General features: G+C 69.9%; 13 protein-coding genes. 12 read left to right on the plus strand and 1 reads right to left on the minus strand.

The genetic code is table 11. The features are described from left to right. Nucleotides 1-14 precede the first annotated feature (14 nt). From K7B10_RS08000 to K7B10_RS08045, 10 genes are all read left to right on the plus strand, one after another. Nucleotides 15-764 (plus strand): hypothetical protein, encoded by a 750-nt coding sequence (locus tag K7B10_RS08000; protein ID WP_229335266.1) that lies wholly within the window; start codon nt 15-17, stop codon nt 762-764. Between the two features lie 116 nt (nt 765-880). Next, complete coding sequence (locus K7B10_RS08005; protein WP_229335267.1) at nt 881-1,636, plus strand: hypothetical protein; 756 nt, start codon at nt 881-883, stop codon at nt 1,634-1,636. 35 nt (nt 1,637-1,671) lie between these two features. Further along, nucleotides 1,672-2,067, plus strand: coding sequence for a hypothetical protein (locus K7B10_RS08010; RefSeq protein ID WP_229335268.1), 396 nt, complete (start codon nt 1,672-1,674; stop codon nt 2,065-2,067). 277 nt (nt 2,068-2,344) lie between these two features. Beyond that, nucleotides 2,345-2,722 carry a hypothetical protein gene (locus K7B10_RS08015; protein WP_229335269.1) on the plus strand — a complete coding sequence of 126 codons (378 nt, stop codon included), beginning with the start codon at nt 2,345-2,347 and terminating at the stop codon, nt 2,720-2,722. Next, nucleotides 2,719-3,537, plus strand: a complete 819-nt coding sequence (locus tag K7B10_RS08020) for an SPDY domain-containing protein (protein WP_229335270.1) — start codon at nt 2,719-2,721, stop codon at nt 3,535-3,537. Before K7B10_RS08015 ends, K7B10_RS08020 begins: the two co-directional genes overlap by 4 nt. Before the next feature lie 27 nt (nt 3,538-3,564). Beyond that, nucleotides 3,565-4,386, plus strand: a complete 822-nt coding sequence (locus K7B10_RS08025) for an SPDY domain-containing protein (RefSeq protein WP_229335271.1) — start codon at nt 3,565-3,567, stop codon at nt 4,384-4,386. A 40-nt stretch (nt 4,387-4,426) separates the two neighbouring features. Continuing rightward, a complete protein-coding gene (locus K7B10_RS08030) occupies nt 4,427-5,017 on the plus strand; it encodes a hypothetical protein (protein WP_229335273.1) in 591 nt (196 codons plus the stop codon). A 109-nt stretch (nt 5,018-5,126) separates the two neighbouring features. Further along, nucleotides 5,127-6,926: a type IV secretory system conjugative DNA transfer family protein gene (locus K7B10_RS08035; protein ID WP_229335275.1), complete on the plus strand. Its 1,800-nt coding sequence runs from the start codon at nt 5,127-5,129 to the stop codon at nt 6,924-6,926. After that, entirely contained in the window at nt 6,923-8,164 is a 1,242-nt protein-coding gene (locus K7B10_RS08040) for a DNA cytosine methyltransferase (RefSeq protein ID WP_229335276.1), read from the plus strand. Before K7B10_RS08035 ends, K7B10_RS08040 begins: the two co-directional genes overlap by 4 nt. Before the next feature lies 1 nt (nt 8,165). After that, nucleotides 8,166-9,293 (plus strand): DnaB-like helicase N-terminal domain-containing protein, encoded by a 1,128-nt coding sequence (locus K7B10_RS08045; RefSeq protein WP_229335277.1) that lies wholly within the window; start codon nt 8,166-8,168, stop codon nt 9,291-9,293. A gap of 250 nt (nt 9,294-9,543) precedes the next feature. Here the strand turns inward: K7B10_RS08045 and K7B10_RS08050 are convergent, their stop codons facing one another. Further along, on the minus strand, nt 9,544-9,687 hold the full coding sequence (locus K7B10_RS08050) for a hypothetical protein (RefSeq protein WP_229335278.1): 144 nt from the start codon (nt 9,685-9,687) through the stop codon (nt 9,544-9,546). A gap of 278 nt (nt 9,688-9,965) precedes the next feature. Between K7B10_RS08050 and K7B10_RS08055 the strand changes: the two genes are divergently transcribed. Then, nucleotides 9,966-11,165: a restriction endonuclease-related protein gene (locus tag K7B10_RS08055; protein WP_229335279.1), complete on the plus strand. Its 1,200-nt coding sequence runs from the start codon at nt 9,966-9,968 to the stop codon at nt 11,163-11,165. Next, a complete protein-coding gene (locus K7B10_RS08060) occupies nt 11,162-14,524 on the plus strand; it encodes a pPIWI_RE_Z domain-containing protein (protein ID WP_229335280.1) in 3,363 nt (1,120 codons plus the stop codon). Before K7B10_RS08055 ends, K7B10_RS08060 begins: the two co-directional genes overlap by 4 nt.

A 14,524-nucleotide genomic window follows, 5' to 3' on the forward strand; every position in this document is an offset into this window, starting at 1 on the left:
GCCTTGAGGAATCCATGCCCGCCCACCACCACGACGAGCTCGGTGCCTTCGCCGCGATCCTCGCCCAGCTCCTGCCCGGCGCCTGGACCCACCAGCCCCGCCGGCACACCGCCCACGACGACCAGTTCTTCCTCGCCTCCGATGTGTGGGACTTGAACCAGGTCGCCGAAGCCATCGCCACCACCACCCTCACGCATGACGCCATCCTGGCCCGCGACGACGGCCTGCGCCTGTTCCTCATGGACCACCCCCGCCACGAGGACACCTTCCTCATCGCCGCCATGGCACCTGCGGACACGGCCGCCGAAGCCTTCCGCGGCGTACCCGAGCCGGACGGCATCGCGATATCCGACGACCCCGAGCAGGCCGCCGACGCCATCACCACCCGCCTCCTGCCCCGTTTCGAAGCCGCCCTCGCTCACGTCCGCGACAACGCCGCCCGCCTCACGGCCACTGCGGCCGGGCTGCACACCGTCGAGATGACCTGGACCGAGGACGGCGCCCTCACCGCCGCGGCCACCAGCGATAAGGCCGCCGGGGTCCTGGCCGCCAACGGGTTCGTCCACGCCCCAGACCGGCAGGCTTACGTCCTCTCCGGTGACGACACCGCCGTCCAGGCCCGCCACGTACGCACCGCCGGCACCCAGCTCGCCGCCCTCGGCATCGGCGTCGCCCTGCGCCACCCCACGCCCATCACCACCGTGGACACGACGCCCGTCCCGGTCCCACGCCAGCACGCGGCGGGCAAGGCCCGGTCCCGGTGAAGGAGCCCGACGGCTCGCCGGACCCCCGCACGAACCTGATCGCGGGGGTGGGTCCGTCTCGCACCAGCTGATGCCCTGGGCACCCGCCGCGTTCTTCCCTCCCGCCCGAGGAGCCCATGTCCCCCGCACGCCCCGACCTGGCCGCCTACGCCGGAGCCCTCGCCACCCGGCTGCCCGGCGCCTGGACCACCGCCTACAGCCGCAACGCCGCCTACGCCGACCAGCTCTCCACCACCGCGGCAGTCTGGGACGCGGGCGCCATCGGATACGCCGCGTCCAACTACGTGCTTGGCCACCAGGCCGTGCTCGCACGCGGTGACAGCGCCCGCCTGCTGCTCTTCGACCGGCCACTGCGCCCCCGCCAGTTCATGGTCGGCGCCCTGGAGCCGGACGCTCACCACGACGCCTTCCACGGCGTGGCCGAACCAGGCGGCATCACCGTCCCTGCCGACCCCGCCCGAGCCGCCGCCCAGGTCGCCCGCCGCTTGCTGCCCCGCTACGAGGACGCCCTGCGCCAGGTCTGGCACAACACAGCGCACCCTCCGCCGCGGCGGCCGGCACCACCTGTGATCCCCGGGATGGTGAGCATCGCCTGGTATCCGGACGGCGTGGTCGGCGCCGTCACCGGCCTCCGCGACGCCACCTCCGCCCTGTACGGCGCCGGGTTCCAATTCCACCCCTACCAGCGGATGTTCCTGCTGCCCGCCTCCCTGGGCGACCGCGAGCAGATAGCCCGCATCTACGTGGCCGCCCAGCACCTGGCCCGGATCGGCGTCGGTGTCACGGTGCGCCCCGCCCCGGCCGCCACTCCCGCGACGCAGCCCGCCCCGCTCCCGGCCCTGCCGACCGCCGTGTCCGCGCCAGGCCGCTGACCCCAACCCCGCCCCCCTTTTGAAGGAGTCCCGCCTTGGGCAATCTCGCCGATGAATCCGGCACCGACGTCGAGATCTATCGCCGGGCCTTCACTCCCGACGCCATCCACATCGTCAGCCGCACCGACGCTCCCGAAGAACTCCTGGCCCTCCTCGACAGCGCCGGTCTGGAACGCAAGACCGAGGCCATCTACACCTGGCACGAAACCCCCCAGGGTCTGAGCGAGGCCGCACAGAAGCAGCTGGTCACCTGCGCCGTGCTCCCGCTGCTGATCGCCGACTACAAGGTCAACATCGACCCCGACGTCTACGACGTGACCGCCTGGGCGCAGACCCTGCGCGAGCACCGCACCACCCAGGCCCAGGCTGCAGGAGCGCCGGCCCTTCCGCCCCCAGGCCCGGCAGGCCCCCGCCCCGGCCGTACCCGCTGACCCCCAGTTCTCAGCCAAGTGCCCGGTCCGGCCCGGCGGGGCTGGACCGGGCAACCTCACCCACCGGAGCTTCCACGATCCCCAAGCCCTCGCGGCTGCCAGCACCGATCACGGCAGACCGCCGCCCGCGCCTGGCCGCTTTCCTGATGCGCCGCTACCTGCGCGCCGTGACCGCCGTCGGCACCGGCCGCCACCACGTACGCGCCCCCGGCCCTTTCGGCGCGCTGGATGAATCCCGCCGCCGATCCCCTCACCCCTGACCACAACCGGGAGGACCATGACCGACCCGACCCCCGATCCCGTGCTGCTTGCACGGCACATCGCCCAGCAGATCGGCCAGCTCACCGACCACCTTGCCGTCGCGCCGCCTCGGCAGGCCGCCCAGATCCTCGGGCACGTCCTGGCACCCGACGGTGTCCTCGACGGGATTACCGGGCTGGTCGCCGCCGGATCCCGCTTCGCCAAGGACCGCGCCATCTCCGGAGCTCTGCCGCCGGAGGTGTGGCTCGCCCTCGGCCGCGCCTCGAACGATCTCGACGCCATATGCGGTGACCTCGCCGAACACACCGAAGACATCCACCGGCTCACCCAGACCCCGGCAACCGCCCCAGCCCGGCCGGTCGCATCCGCCCTCGTCGCGCGGAGGCACCGGTGAAGAAGCAGCAGTGGACCGGCTGGGGCCCGTCCGCCGACCAGCCGGAACAGCACTACCTGATCGAACCCCGCCACCTCGGCGGCAGCGGCGACCCCCGCTACATCGCCGAGTACCTGCGCGCCTCCGGCTGGAGCGACCACACCCGCAGTGGCGGGCCGTACGTCTTCGAGAGCCCCGACCGCACCGTGCGCAGCGGCTACGACCCCACCACGATGGCCGGCGGCTGGACCGTCTCCGGGCAAGCGGTCGGCGAACACCAGGCGGCCTGGCACGCCACGTTCACCATGGCCGTGCCCGTCGAGATCGTCGCCGGCCTGACCGACAGCCTGACCAAACCGCGCTCCGCGCACGCCCCCAACGTGTGGGCCCCGCTCGAGGAGCACGGCTGGGAGACCGAACGCGGACAGCACTTCACCGCCGTCTCGCCGGACCGCAACTCCTGGGTTCAGTACCACCAGAACGAACCCGGCCAGGCGCACTGGTGGGCAGGCGCCCGCACCGAGTACGGCCGCGCCTGGGACGCGGTGTTCACCTCCACCACGCCCCTCCACCTCGTCCAGGGCTTCTCAGCAGCGCTCGCCGACCCGACCCCGGTGATGCGGCCCCGCGGACACGTACCCGCCACCAAGTGGATCAAGGCCACGTCCGTGTCGGTCCGGCCCTCCGAGCTCGGTGCGTGGCAGCAGGCCCGGATCACCGCGGCCCGCGCAGCTTCCTGGGCCCGCAACTCCTGGGCCGCCGCCCGCCCCCGCCAGCACACCCCCACCCCCACCGCCGGCCCGCCCGCGGCAGCAGGCGCACGTGGCCGCCGGTAACGCCTGGAAGGAGAAGCCTCGCCCTCTGTGAGCATCAGTGAGCGGCAGTTGGCCGCCTTCGCCGCCGACCACAACGTCTACGGCTCACCCGTCAGCCCCCGATACCTCGCCGGCCGCGGGGATCCCCGGCACATCACCCACACCCTGTGGGCCGCCGGTTGGACCAATTCCTCTGACCCCCTGCACCCGGCCCTGCGCATGACCAGCCCCGACCGCAGCCTGCGCCTCGACGTCGACTTCGCCGAGGAACGCTACGGCTGGAGGGTCAGTACCGAGTTCGGCCACAGCTACTGGTCGGCCTCGTTCAGTACCAGCACTCCGGTGGAGATCGTGGCCGGTCTGACCGACGCCCTCATGCGACCCGAACCCGACACTCCGGCCCTCCCGGTCGCCGACATCCTCACCGCCCGCGGCTGGGAGCACACCACCGACGAGACCCAGACGCAGAGCCTGCTCTCCCCGGACGGCACCGTCCACGCCGAGCTGCGCGTCTCCCCGTCCATCGGGGTAACCGGCTGGCAGTTCATCGCCGCCTCCCACCATGGCGAGTTCGGCCCCCGAGGAGTGCTGTGGCGGGCCGACTTCCGCGAGACCACCCCGCCCCACCTCCTGGCCGCGTTCACCGCTGCCGTGTGCCACCCCGCCCCCGCCCTGCGCGCACGCTTCGACCACGCTTCCAGCCCCCACGTGCACGTCGACGAGGAGTTCGTCATCGGCGATGCCATGGTCGCCGTCCACAAGCAGCGCCTGGCCCACGCCCGACGCATGCGGCCCCGCCCCGTCCAGCACGCCCCGGGCCCGGCGATCCCCGTACCCGCAACCCCGGCCACAGCCAGCCCCGCCCGATAGGGCCCGCCTCCTCTGTTTCTGCTCCAGGAAGCCGTACCGCGTGCCCCTGCCTCCCGACGAAATACAACACCGCTCCCTTGACCGGCTCGCCCGGTACATCAAGGAGGCCGAGGAGATCCTCGCGTCCTGGGACGCGTACTCCGGCGAGCACACCGACGCCGACGGCTGGCCCCACGACCCCACCGCCTACGACACCCGGCAACGCCGTCGCGACGCCGACACCTGGCGCGCCTTCACCCGGATCCGCAGCACCGCTGCCTCCTACCTGCTCACCGCGGACCGACAGCTGCGGCAGCTCCCCGGGACCGCCGCCGCACCCCATTGGGCCTGGCAGCTGAAGGAACTACGCACATCGCTCGACGCGATCCACACACTCCAGGCCGAGTGGCCCGCCACGCTCAACACCCCGCCAGAGCCGGCGCTGCCGGGCACCGAGGCGTGGGCCGAGACGCAGGCCGAACGCAACGCAGAGGCCTGGCACCACCTCTACACCTGGGCCGGCCACGGCCACGCCGTCCTGGACATCCACACCGCCACCCAGCACCACCGGCCCCGCGCCGTCCCCATTACGACAGCGGTCGCCACCACCCCCGTACCCCGGCCGGCCCCCATCTCCAGGAGACCCCTCTGACCTACACCGAAGGCCCCCTCATCGAACGGTGCCTCGTCTATCCCCGCCACCGGGGACGACACCCGCTCCCTGCCACGCCCGCTGACCTCCTCTTTCTGGAACCGCCCTCTTGACCAACTCCCCCTCCAGCTCCGGAAACGACGGCTACGACATAGCCTTCAAGGCACTGCTCGGCGCCATGGCCGTCATCATCCCCGCATCCTCCCTGGCCTGGCTCGGCGGCAACGCCCTCGCCTGGGCCACCGACGCCGGCGACTGGGTGCCCTACCAGCCGGCCGCCGCCCTCCTCCACCCCGACCAGCTGTGGCCCGCCGCGGATGAGACCGCGCTGCTGATCGCCACCCGCATGCTGCCCGCCATAGCCCTCATCGCGCTCGTCCTGGGCGGGCTCACCTGGTGGCGGCGCCGCAGTGGCGCCGGCGGCGGGGGCAAGCGGAAACGTATCGCCGGGATGGCCAAGCGGTCCGACATCGAGCCGCTGCTGGCCAAGGCCATCACCGCCAAGGCCCGCTCCCTGCGCCCGAGCCTCAAGCACGCCAAAAGCATCGACGCCAAGGACACCGGCATCCTCCTCGGCAACCTCCAGGGCAGCCGGCACGAGGTCCGGATGGGGTACGAGGACGTCGCCGTCGCCATCATGGCGCCCCGCTCCGGCAAGACGACCTGCCTGGCGATCCCCGCCATCCTGGGTGCGCCCGGCCCGGTCCTGCTCACCTCGAACAAGGCGGCTGGCGACGCCTACACCGCCACCCTCGACGCCCGCGGCCAGGTCGGCCGGGTGTGGTCCATGGACCCCCAGCAGATCGCCCACGCCGAACGCACCATGTGGTGGAACCCCCTCGCCGACGCCCGCACCCTCGACGGAGCGGGCCGCTTGGCCGGGCACTTCCTCGCCGCGAGCGTGGACGCCTCCCAGCAGGGCGACTTCTGGTCCAAAGCCGGATCCAACATCCTGTCCCAGCTCTTCCTCGCCGCCGCGCTCGACGAACGGCCGATCACGGACGTGATGCAGTGGCTGGCGTTCCCCGCCGACCGTACGCCACTGGACATCCTGCGCGACCACAAGTTCACCGCAGTCGCTTCCCAGTTGAAGGGAACCGTCGAAGGCCCACCGGAAACCCGAGACGGCATCTACGAGACCGCCCGCCAGTACGCCGCCGCCCTCCTCAACAGCGAGATCGCCGCCTGGGCCACCCCACAGAAGGGTGTACCGGAGTTCCGGCCCGCCGAGTTCGTCACCTCCCTCGACACACTGTTCCTACTCAGCAAAGACGGCGGTGGCGGCGCCTCGGCGCTGATCGCGGCGTGCGCGGACTCGGTGATGCGAGCAGCGACCGCCCAGGCCGAACGCGCCGGCGGACGCCTGGACCCGCCGATGCTGGCGATCCTCGACGAGGCCGCCAACGTGTGCAAGATCTCGGACTTGCCCGACCTGTACTCCCACCTCGGCTCCCGCGGGATCATCCCGATCACCATCCTGCAGTCCTACCGGCAAGGCCAGAAAGTGTGGGGAGACGCCGGCATGGACGCCATGTGGTCCGCGTCCACCGTCAAGGTGATCGGCTCCGGCATCGACGACCCGGACTTCGCCGACAAGCTCAGCAGGCTCATAGGCGACCACGACGTCGAGACGAAGTCCACCTCCGTCTCCGACTCGGGCAAGTCCACCTCCATCAGCATGCGGCAGGAGCGGATCCTGCCAGCGGATGCCATCCGCGCGCTGCCGAAGGGCACCGCGCTGTGCTTCGCCACCGGCATGCGGGCCGCCATGCTCGACCTGCGGCCCTGGTACCTGGAACCCGGCGCCAAGGAGCTGTCCGCAGCCTCTGCCGCCACGTCGAAGGCGATCACCGCTCGCGCGGTCGCCAAAGCCGCACCGCGCCAGTCCGACTTCGGAACCGCCGCATGAGGGCGCACAACCGGTTCGTCCTGGACCTCTTCGCCGGCCCGGGAGGCTGGAGCCACCCGTTGAAGGTGTTCGGCATACGCGAAGTCGGGCTCGAGTGGGATGAATGGGCCTGCAAGACCCGGGCCGCTGCCGGGCAGTTGACAATCCGAACCGATGTGGCCCTGTATCCGACCCGACCGCTGACCGGCCGGACCTGGGGATGCCTGGCGTCGCCTCCCTGTCAGGCATGGTCGATGGCCGGCAAACGCCTGGGGCTGGTGGACCAGCCTCTGGTGCACCAAGCCGTCGCCGACCTCGCGACCGGGCGTGACACCCGGGCCAAGCTCCTGACCGCATGCAAGGACGTACGGTCGCTGCTGGCTGCCGAGCCGATGCGCTACCTCCACGCCCTCAACACCGTGGGCGAGCCGGATTGGATCGCAATGGAGGAAGTCCCCGACGTCCTTCCCCTGTGGAAGCAATACGCGGCCATTCTGCGCACCTGGGGGTTCTCGGTATGGACGGGGATTCTCAACGCCGCCGACTACGGCGTGCCCCAGACCCGGCGCCGGGCGATCCTCCTCGCTTCCCGCGTCCGTACCGCCGAACCGCCAGCGCCCACCCACGCGCGGGCCGCAGAACCGGAGTCCCTGTTCGGGCCGGGCCGCGAACGGTGGGTGTCGATGGCAGACGCGCTCGGCTGGGGCGCCACCGACCGGCCCACCCCGACCGTTTGCGCCGGCGGCGGCCCGGGCGGCGGCCCTGAACCCTGGCCCTCCGGCGCCCGGAAGACACTCGCCGATGCCCGCGACCGCGGCCGATGGAGACACCCGGCCCCCGGCCGCACCGACGGTCACACCCGGCCCGGCGGCCCGGCCAGGAAGACCACGGGTGAAGCGGGCTGGTCCTGGTCGCTACGGAGCAACAACCAGGCCAACGCCACTATCCGCACCGTCGACGAGCCGGCCGGGACGCTGTTCTTCGGGCACCGCGCCAACGAGTGCGTGTGGGTGGCCGAACCCACCGCCGCGGAGCCGGACGTGGACGCCCCTTCGGGTCCGGCGCCGGAAGCGATCCGGATCACCGCTTCCGAAGCCGGTGCCCTGCAGTCCTTCCCGGCCGACTACCCGTGGCAGGGCAATAAGGGCCAGCGGTTCTCGCAGATCGGCAACGCCGTCCCGCCCCGCCTGGCCGCCCACCTCCTCGCCCCGCACGTGGGCGTCACACTCACCCGCGACGACTTCACCCTGGCCGCCTAAATTGCCCCAACCCAACATCCCCGCAGCCGACTTCGACCTGCTCGACGTACCGCCCGCCCCAGCCGTCCACCACGCCGAACAGGCACTCCTGGGCGCGCTCCTTCTCGAACCCCGCCTGCTCAAGGCCCTCGGTCCCTTGCATCCGGCTGATTTCGCCAGCGCCCTACACCTGGCCGTGTTCGACGCCATAACCAGCCTCACCCCTCCCGCGCCCGAGGTCCACGCCCAGCAGCCGGTCTGGCTGACCGCTGTCCTGGAGCACGCCCGACCCGCCGCCCGCGGGCTGACCGCGGCCTACCTCCACCAGGTCGTCAGCGCCTGCCCGGAACCCGCCCACGCCCCGGCGTACGCAGCGATCGTCCGCGCGGGCCATGCCCGCCGGACCCTGCGCGCCCGAGCCGAACACCTCGTTCTTACCGTCGGCGACCCCATCCTGGAGGACCAGCCCACCGCCGCCCTCATGACCGCCGACAAGCTGACCAGCGTCCTGGACCAGCTCGCCGCCCGGTTCCCCGCCCACTCCAGCACCCTGCCCCGCACCCCCGCGCCACCCCACCCAGTCCGTGACCCCGACAACGAGGACATGGAAGACGAACGCGTACTCCTGGCCGCCCTCTGCGCCAGCCCACACCCCAGCGACGCCGCGCGCTGGCTCCAGCCCGCCGACTTCTCCGAGCCCCTGCACGGCCGTCTCTTCCACTGCATGCTCACCGTCGGACGCCGCGGCGACCCCGTGGACCCCGTCACCGTGTTGTGGGAAGCCCAGCAGCAGGGACTACTCAGCCCCAGCCGGCCCCCGGCCGAGCTGCTCGGCATGCTCGTCGGCGGGCAGGCCGTGGCCGCGGAGCACTGGGCCGAGCTCGTCCTTCGCCGCTCCATGCTCGCCCGGGCCCACACCACCGGCCTGACCGTCCTGGCCTACGCCGAGGACGACTCCAACACCATCGGGCAACTCCTCACCGGCACCCGCCGCGCTCTGGCCGACCTCGACGCCGTCCGTCACCGCTGGCAACGCGCCATCGACCCCATCCCTGCCCGGACCACCCAGCGCCAGACCCCCATCTCACCCCGCGCTGGACGCCCACCGCCCCAGGTCAAGCCCGCCAGCGCCGTGAGGGGAATCCGGTAGCCCGTCCCGGTCCGGCCGACGCCCCGTCGGCCGGACCCCAGCCACAGCCCACCCCGAGTGCCGCCCATGTCTGAAACCCCGCCGGGACGCATGTCCACTTCGCCCTCCACACCAACCACCTCCCCGCCGCCACCGCCACCGGGACCGGGCCTGCAAGCGCCGACGCCCGCGTCCTCCTCACAGCCCGCGGCTTCCGCGAGCCCGGCGGGCAGACCATGGTGCTGGGCAGGATCGACCGCGAGGAGCCGTACTACGCCCAGCAGGCCTCCGAAACGCTCGCGCCCCGTTCGGCATCGAGATCGACCCCGCCCTCCGGGAAGCGATCGACACGGACCGGGCGATCCACGCCGACAACGCCTCCGGCCGCCTCACCGTCCACCTGCATGCCCTTCATGGACACAGGCGGTCGGCTCCTACACCGACGACCGCCGTGTCTACCTCCGCGGTCAAGGCCTGAGGGCCGTCGTCCGCGCCTTCACAGACGGGACCAAGGCGGTCGCCGGATTCCACCGCCTCTACTCCGTCGCCGTACGCCCAGGCTCCAAAAGGCCAAGCGGAACGTGAACAGGTGGTGCTTCTCCCGCTGCCCGGCCAGTCCCACACCCGGCATGCAAATCGAATGACTACCCTCTGCTATCTTCGGTGGCATTCAGTGATCAGTGAGGGGTTCTGTTGGCCACCCATTCAACGCTGCCGGGACATCCGGCACGGCTGTCGCGGCTGAACCAGGTATCACCGGACCTGGCCGACGACTACATGACGCTCGAACTGCTGGCGGCGGGACTCGCTGGGATCCAGGCCAACCAGCAGAAAGCGCTGTGGAGCTCCGCTCAGCCTTCCGCCGACCCCACTGGACTACCCCCGGCCTGGACTGCGGGTGTCACGCGCCTGCTCTGGAGGACGTTGGAGGACGGCTGTCGTGAGGTGGCGTCCCACTCCGACGTCTTCCGTTGGTGCCGCACGCCTCTCGGGCAATGGCCGCTGGCCCTGCGCGTCGCCGAGAGCGATTCAGAGCTTCTTATGATCGAGAACGGCCGACCATCGGCCTTCGCCGAACAAGCGTCCCGCCTCCTGCTCTCCAAGGATCCCGAAGCGGAGCTTGTCGAGAACCGATGCTACGAGCTGATGATCAGCGTTGCTGACCGGAACGGGCAGACCGAACGGGAGGTACAGGACAACTATGTCCGGCTGCGCGGATTCCTGACGAAGCACTCGGTATCCTCTGACATCGACCTACTTGGATTGCTTCGGGCTTTCCCGGCCAAAGATGCCAATGGTCAGCCATGGGTGAAGCAGTGGTTCACCCAGTGCTACCGAGCTCTGCCGGCAAGCAGCGCCATCGTCCTGAGTTTCTGTGACGGCTGCGAAAACCCAATCTCCGGCCACCGCGACTGCGGCACACCGGGATGCAGGGGCACCCTGGTGTACCGCACCGTGGAGACGATGTCCGAATACTTCATCCAGAACCGGGCCGTTCGGCGTTTCCTGCACGATCCCGGCCTGGCGGAGCAGCGCATGTTCGATGCGCTCGAACCGGTGTTTGGAGAACGCCTCCACCCTTGGTGGGGCATGGACGCGGTGGACGTGGCCATCGACTTCGACAATACGGGGGAGATGGCGGTCGGTGAGTGGTGGGCCGCCGACGTGAAGGATCACGCCAGTGCCACGCTCCTCGGCCGCTCGTTCCGCTGGAACCCACGTGCGGCTGCACAGCGGCGGATCCTCGTAATCGCGCAGCATCGCTTCGAACAGCCGGGATACGTAGATGACCTCGCCACGTCATTGCAAGGGCGCGTCCAAGGCGTTGAGATCATGAGCGAGGCCGCCTTCATCGCCGCCGCCATGGCTCGTGAGGCAAGGCGGCCTCGGTGAGCCGGGACACCGACGGCTGGCTGGAGCCTCTGGAGAACAAAGCGTCATCGTCAGGCGTGGCTGACGCGATCACGTCTTGCCTCTCGGTCCGTGAGTTCTTCCGGGTGGAGCTCGGACTGATGTTCCTGTCCGAGTACGCGCCGGGACAGCCGGCCATCATTCTTCTCCGCAAGCTACTCGACGGCTACGCCCTGCCTGGTGCCGGTACCGAGACAGTCGTGCGTAATGTGCGCCGCCGCATGGGACCGACGGCTCGGGGCGGACAGTGGAGACTGCGCCTCAACGACTACTGCAAGGTACCTGCGCACCTGCGATTGTTCGAGCTTGACGAAGACGCCGTAACACGCGTGGTCCACGGCAGCGTCTTTCGCCGCCGAGGAAGCTCTAAACTCCCGGAGCGCGAGCAGGCATATCACAACGCAATGTCGCTACCGGTGGCCTACAAGCTGGAGAAGACTCATGATCCCGCTCCGCCGGGGACGCCGGTTCGGTTCAAGCGAGCCGACGGTAGCACCGCCCGGCTGCGGCTTCCTGACTGGCTGCCAGAAGCTCGCCCTGAACGCCGGCTAGAACCCATGGAGTACCGGACCAGGGCAGCGTTTCCGCAACTGACGGAGGACGACTTCCGCCAAGCAGCCAAGGAGATGGACCAGCGCCTCAGCGTAAGCGAGAGGTACCGCACGGAGAACTTCACCGGCCGCGTGGAAAGGATGGTCTTCGCTCGCACCGACCGCGAGGCCGGCTGTCTGACAGACGGGCTCGGCATCTTCGCGATCGACGGAGTGGCGCAGGTCGTGGGCCTGATGAACTCAGGTAAGACGACCTTTAACGACATTCTGGTCAAGATCTGTACCGATCGCGGACTAAGGGTCGGGTACCTGGTGTCCTCCGTCGGAAACGCCCTCGAGAAGGTCCGGTTCTTCCGGGCTCTGGGCATCGACGCTATTCCACTGATCGGCCACAGAAACCGGCCCGCGCACATGGCACGTTACTGGGACGATCTCCTCTACGTACCGGAGCACGGTCAGCTGCCGCCGCTCCCGGACGGCCACGACGAAGTCGCCGAGTTCACCACCGACATTTGTTTGCTAGAGAGCCTCCTGGAACCTTCTGGCCGCGCCGCCACGCCGCTATCCATGGACGAGCGGCCTTGCCGGGACAAGCTCCGCATCGACGATTCGGGCAAGCGTACGCAGATTGTCGACTGCCCCCTGCTCGCCGTGTGCCCGGCGCAGGCTGCGGTCCGCCGCGTTCCAACGGCACAGGTCTGGGTGGCCACGCCAGCCGCACTTCTTGCCAGCAGGGCGGAGCCCGCTACGTACAAGACGCAATGGGTGATTCCCGCTCAGCATGAACTCGACCTCCTCGTCGCTGACGAGGCGGACCAGGTGATGACGCAGTTCGACAAGCAGTTCATGCACCACGAGCCGCTGACGAGTCCCGATGGCTGGAGCAGCCGTATCGCGCTGGCCTGGCATGAGGGTCTGGCACGCACGTGGTACCGGCCGATGGCCGAGCGGCAGGGACTTCGCTACCAGCAGTACGCGGCCTATCACGCCGCCGCTCTTGCCGGCTTGCTGCCGCTGCTCATGAGACTGTTGACCGAGGGGCAAGAAGGCGAGGGCGCAGGCAGCGAACTGCTGGGCGAGGTGACGGCCGACGGCCCGTTCAGCGGCCATACCCTGCTCATGCGGCTGGCACGGGCCATGCATGGCATCACAAGCCGAGTCGAGGAGCAGCAACAGTCGCATCTGTGGGAGCGAGCCGAGGAGTACTTCCACACCCACTTCGCACGGCTTGTCGAAGACCCCTTCGGCACCCCTCCCCCTGGACTGAAGCTCCTGGTCGACACAATGACCTCCGGTTACGACACCGAATCGAGCGCCGAGGAAGTAGCCCAGGACTGGCTCACGCACCACATCCCCGAGGGGATGCCTCACCCTGGCGAGCGCTTGGCCGAATTCGCGCGAGTCCTTGTCGCCGGCTGCTGGAGCGCCCGCATCACGAACACCGTGTTCGAGCTCTCCCACATGCAGGAATCGCTCCGGTCACTCATGGGCGCGGAGGACACGAACAACATGCTCGCCCACCAGCCGAAACCAGAGCTGCTTGCCCTCGTCCCCGAGCAGCCAATGGGCAACATGATGGCACTTCAGTGGACCCGCAATCCCAAACAGGACAGAGGATCACTGGACCTGCTGTGGCTGCGTGGGGTCGGCCGATGGCTGCTCTATCACCTGCACGATCTCCTCGCGTGTGAGGGCGTCGAGGGCCCACACGTCCTGCTGTCGTCGGCAACCAGCTACAACCCGCTCTCCGCCCGCTACCACATCGACATCCTCCCCACCCTCATCCTGCGAGAACCTCCCGACTGCGCCGCCGCCATCCGGAAAAGCCGCCTCTATTTCCGCCCGCGACGACGCCCGGGCCACGAACGCGGCATCTACGTCTCAGGCGCCGGCGGCCGCGGTGCCCGCCAAGCGGCAGTCCGGGCCATGACCGACGCGGTCTGTACCCCCGACCCCGGAGCAGCCCATTCCCTCCTCGAGCAAGTGCTCGAAGGGTGCGATCCTGACCGCCGACGCGCGCTCTTCGTGGCGCTCAGCACAGAGGACGCTGCCACCAGCGCCCACTACATGAACACCCGGACCGGCGTGCGCGCCGTCCACGTCGTGCCCGACCGCCAGGCGCCGGGCCTCTACGGCCTCAACCATCGCCGCATCTCCGCCTTCCCCCGAACAGATGCACAGGTGATGGCAGCTGCAGAAGGCTCCGCCGGCCGAGGCCACAACATGCTGAACGAACACGGGGTCGCAGCGATCCAGGCCATCTTCTACCTGGCCCGCCTGCACCCACCGCCGACGGACCTCTCCTTCCCGCTCGCGGTCCTCAACGCCCAAGCCATGCAACGACTCTTGAACCCAATCCTGTGCGACGATCCCGGCGCCGACGCGGCACACGAGATGAGGAAGCTCGCCTTCGGAGCCCGCGCCACCTGGAGCACGATGATGGGCCGCCCGCTCAACTTCCGCGCTATGAAGGAGGACTACCTCCGCCACGCGTTCGTCGCAGACCAGGGAGCCTCCCTCTACCAGACCACAGGGCGTGGCCTACGCGGCAACGTGCCTGTGCAGGTCTACCTACTCGACGCCGCCTTCGCCCCTCGTGCGGCAGACCCCCGCGATACCGCTCCCGACACCGATCGAACCAGCGTGCTGGTCGCATGCCGCGACCTCACACGTCAGATGCTCGCCGATCCAGGACCGACAGCGGATCCCCGCGCGCGCCTCAACCATCAGATCCACACGGCCGTATGGGGCCTGTTGGGACACCTGCTCGACACCATCGACTGGGGATGA

The organism is Streptomyces flavotricini, assembly GCF_020639365.1.
Lineage (GTDB): Bacteria > Actinomycetota > Actinomycetes > Streptomycetales > Streptomycetaceae > Streptomyces > Streptomyces flavotricini.

What these genes read in the sequence shown, in the direction of transcription:
- K7B10_RS08050 (WP_229335278.1), bottom strand. Translation starts at nt 9,687, where the DNA reads ATGAAGGGCATGCAGGTGGACGGTGAGGCGGCCGGAGGCGTTGTCGGC.
- K7B10_RS08015 (WP_229335269.1), top strand. Translation starts at nt 2,345, where the DNA reads ATGACCGACCCGACCCCCGATCCCGTGCTGCTTGCACGGCACATCGCC.
- K7B10_RS08000 (WP_229335266.1), top strand. Translation starts at nt 15, where the DNA reads ATGCCCGCCCACCACCACGACGAGCTCGGTGCCTTCGCCGCGATCCTC.
- K7B10_RS08005 (WP_229335267.1), top strand. Translation starts at nt 881, where the DNA reads ATGTCCCCCGCACGCCCCGACCTGGCCGCCTACGCCGGAGCCCTCGCC.
- K7B10_RS08040 (WP_229335276.1), top strand. Translation starts at nt 6,923, where the DNA reads ATGAGGGCGCACAACCGGTTCGTCCTGGACCTCTTCGCCGGCCCGGGA.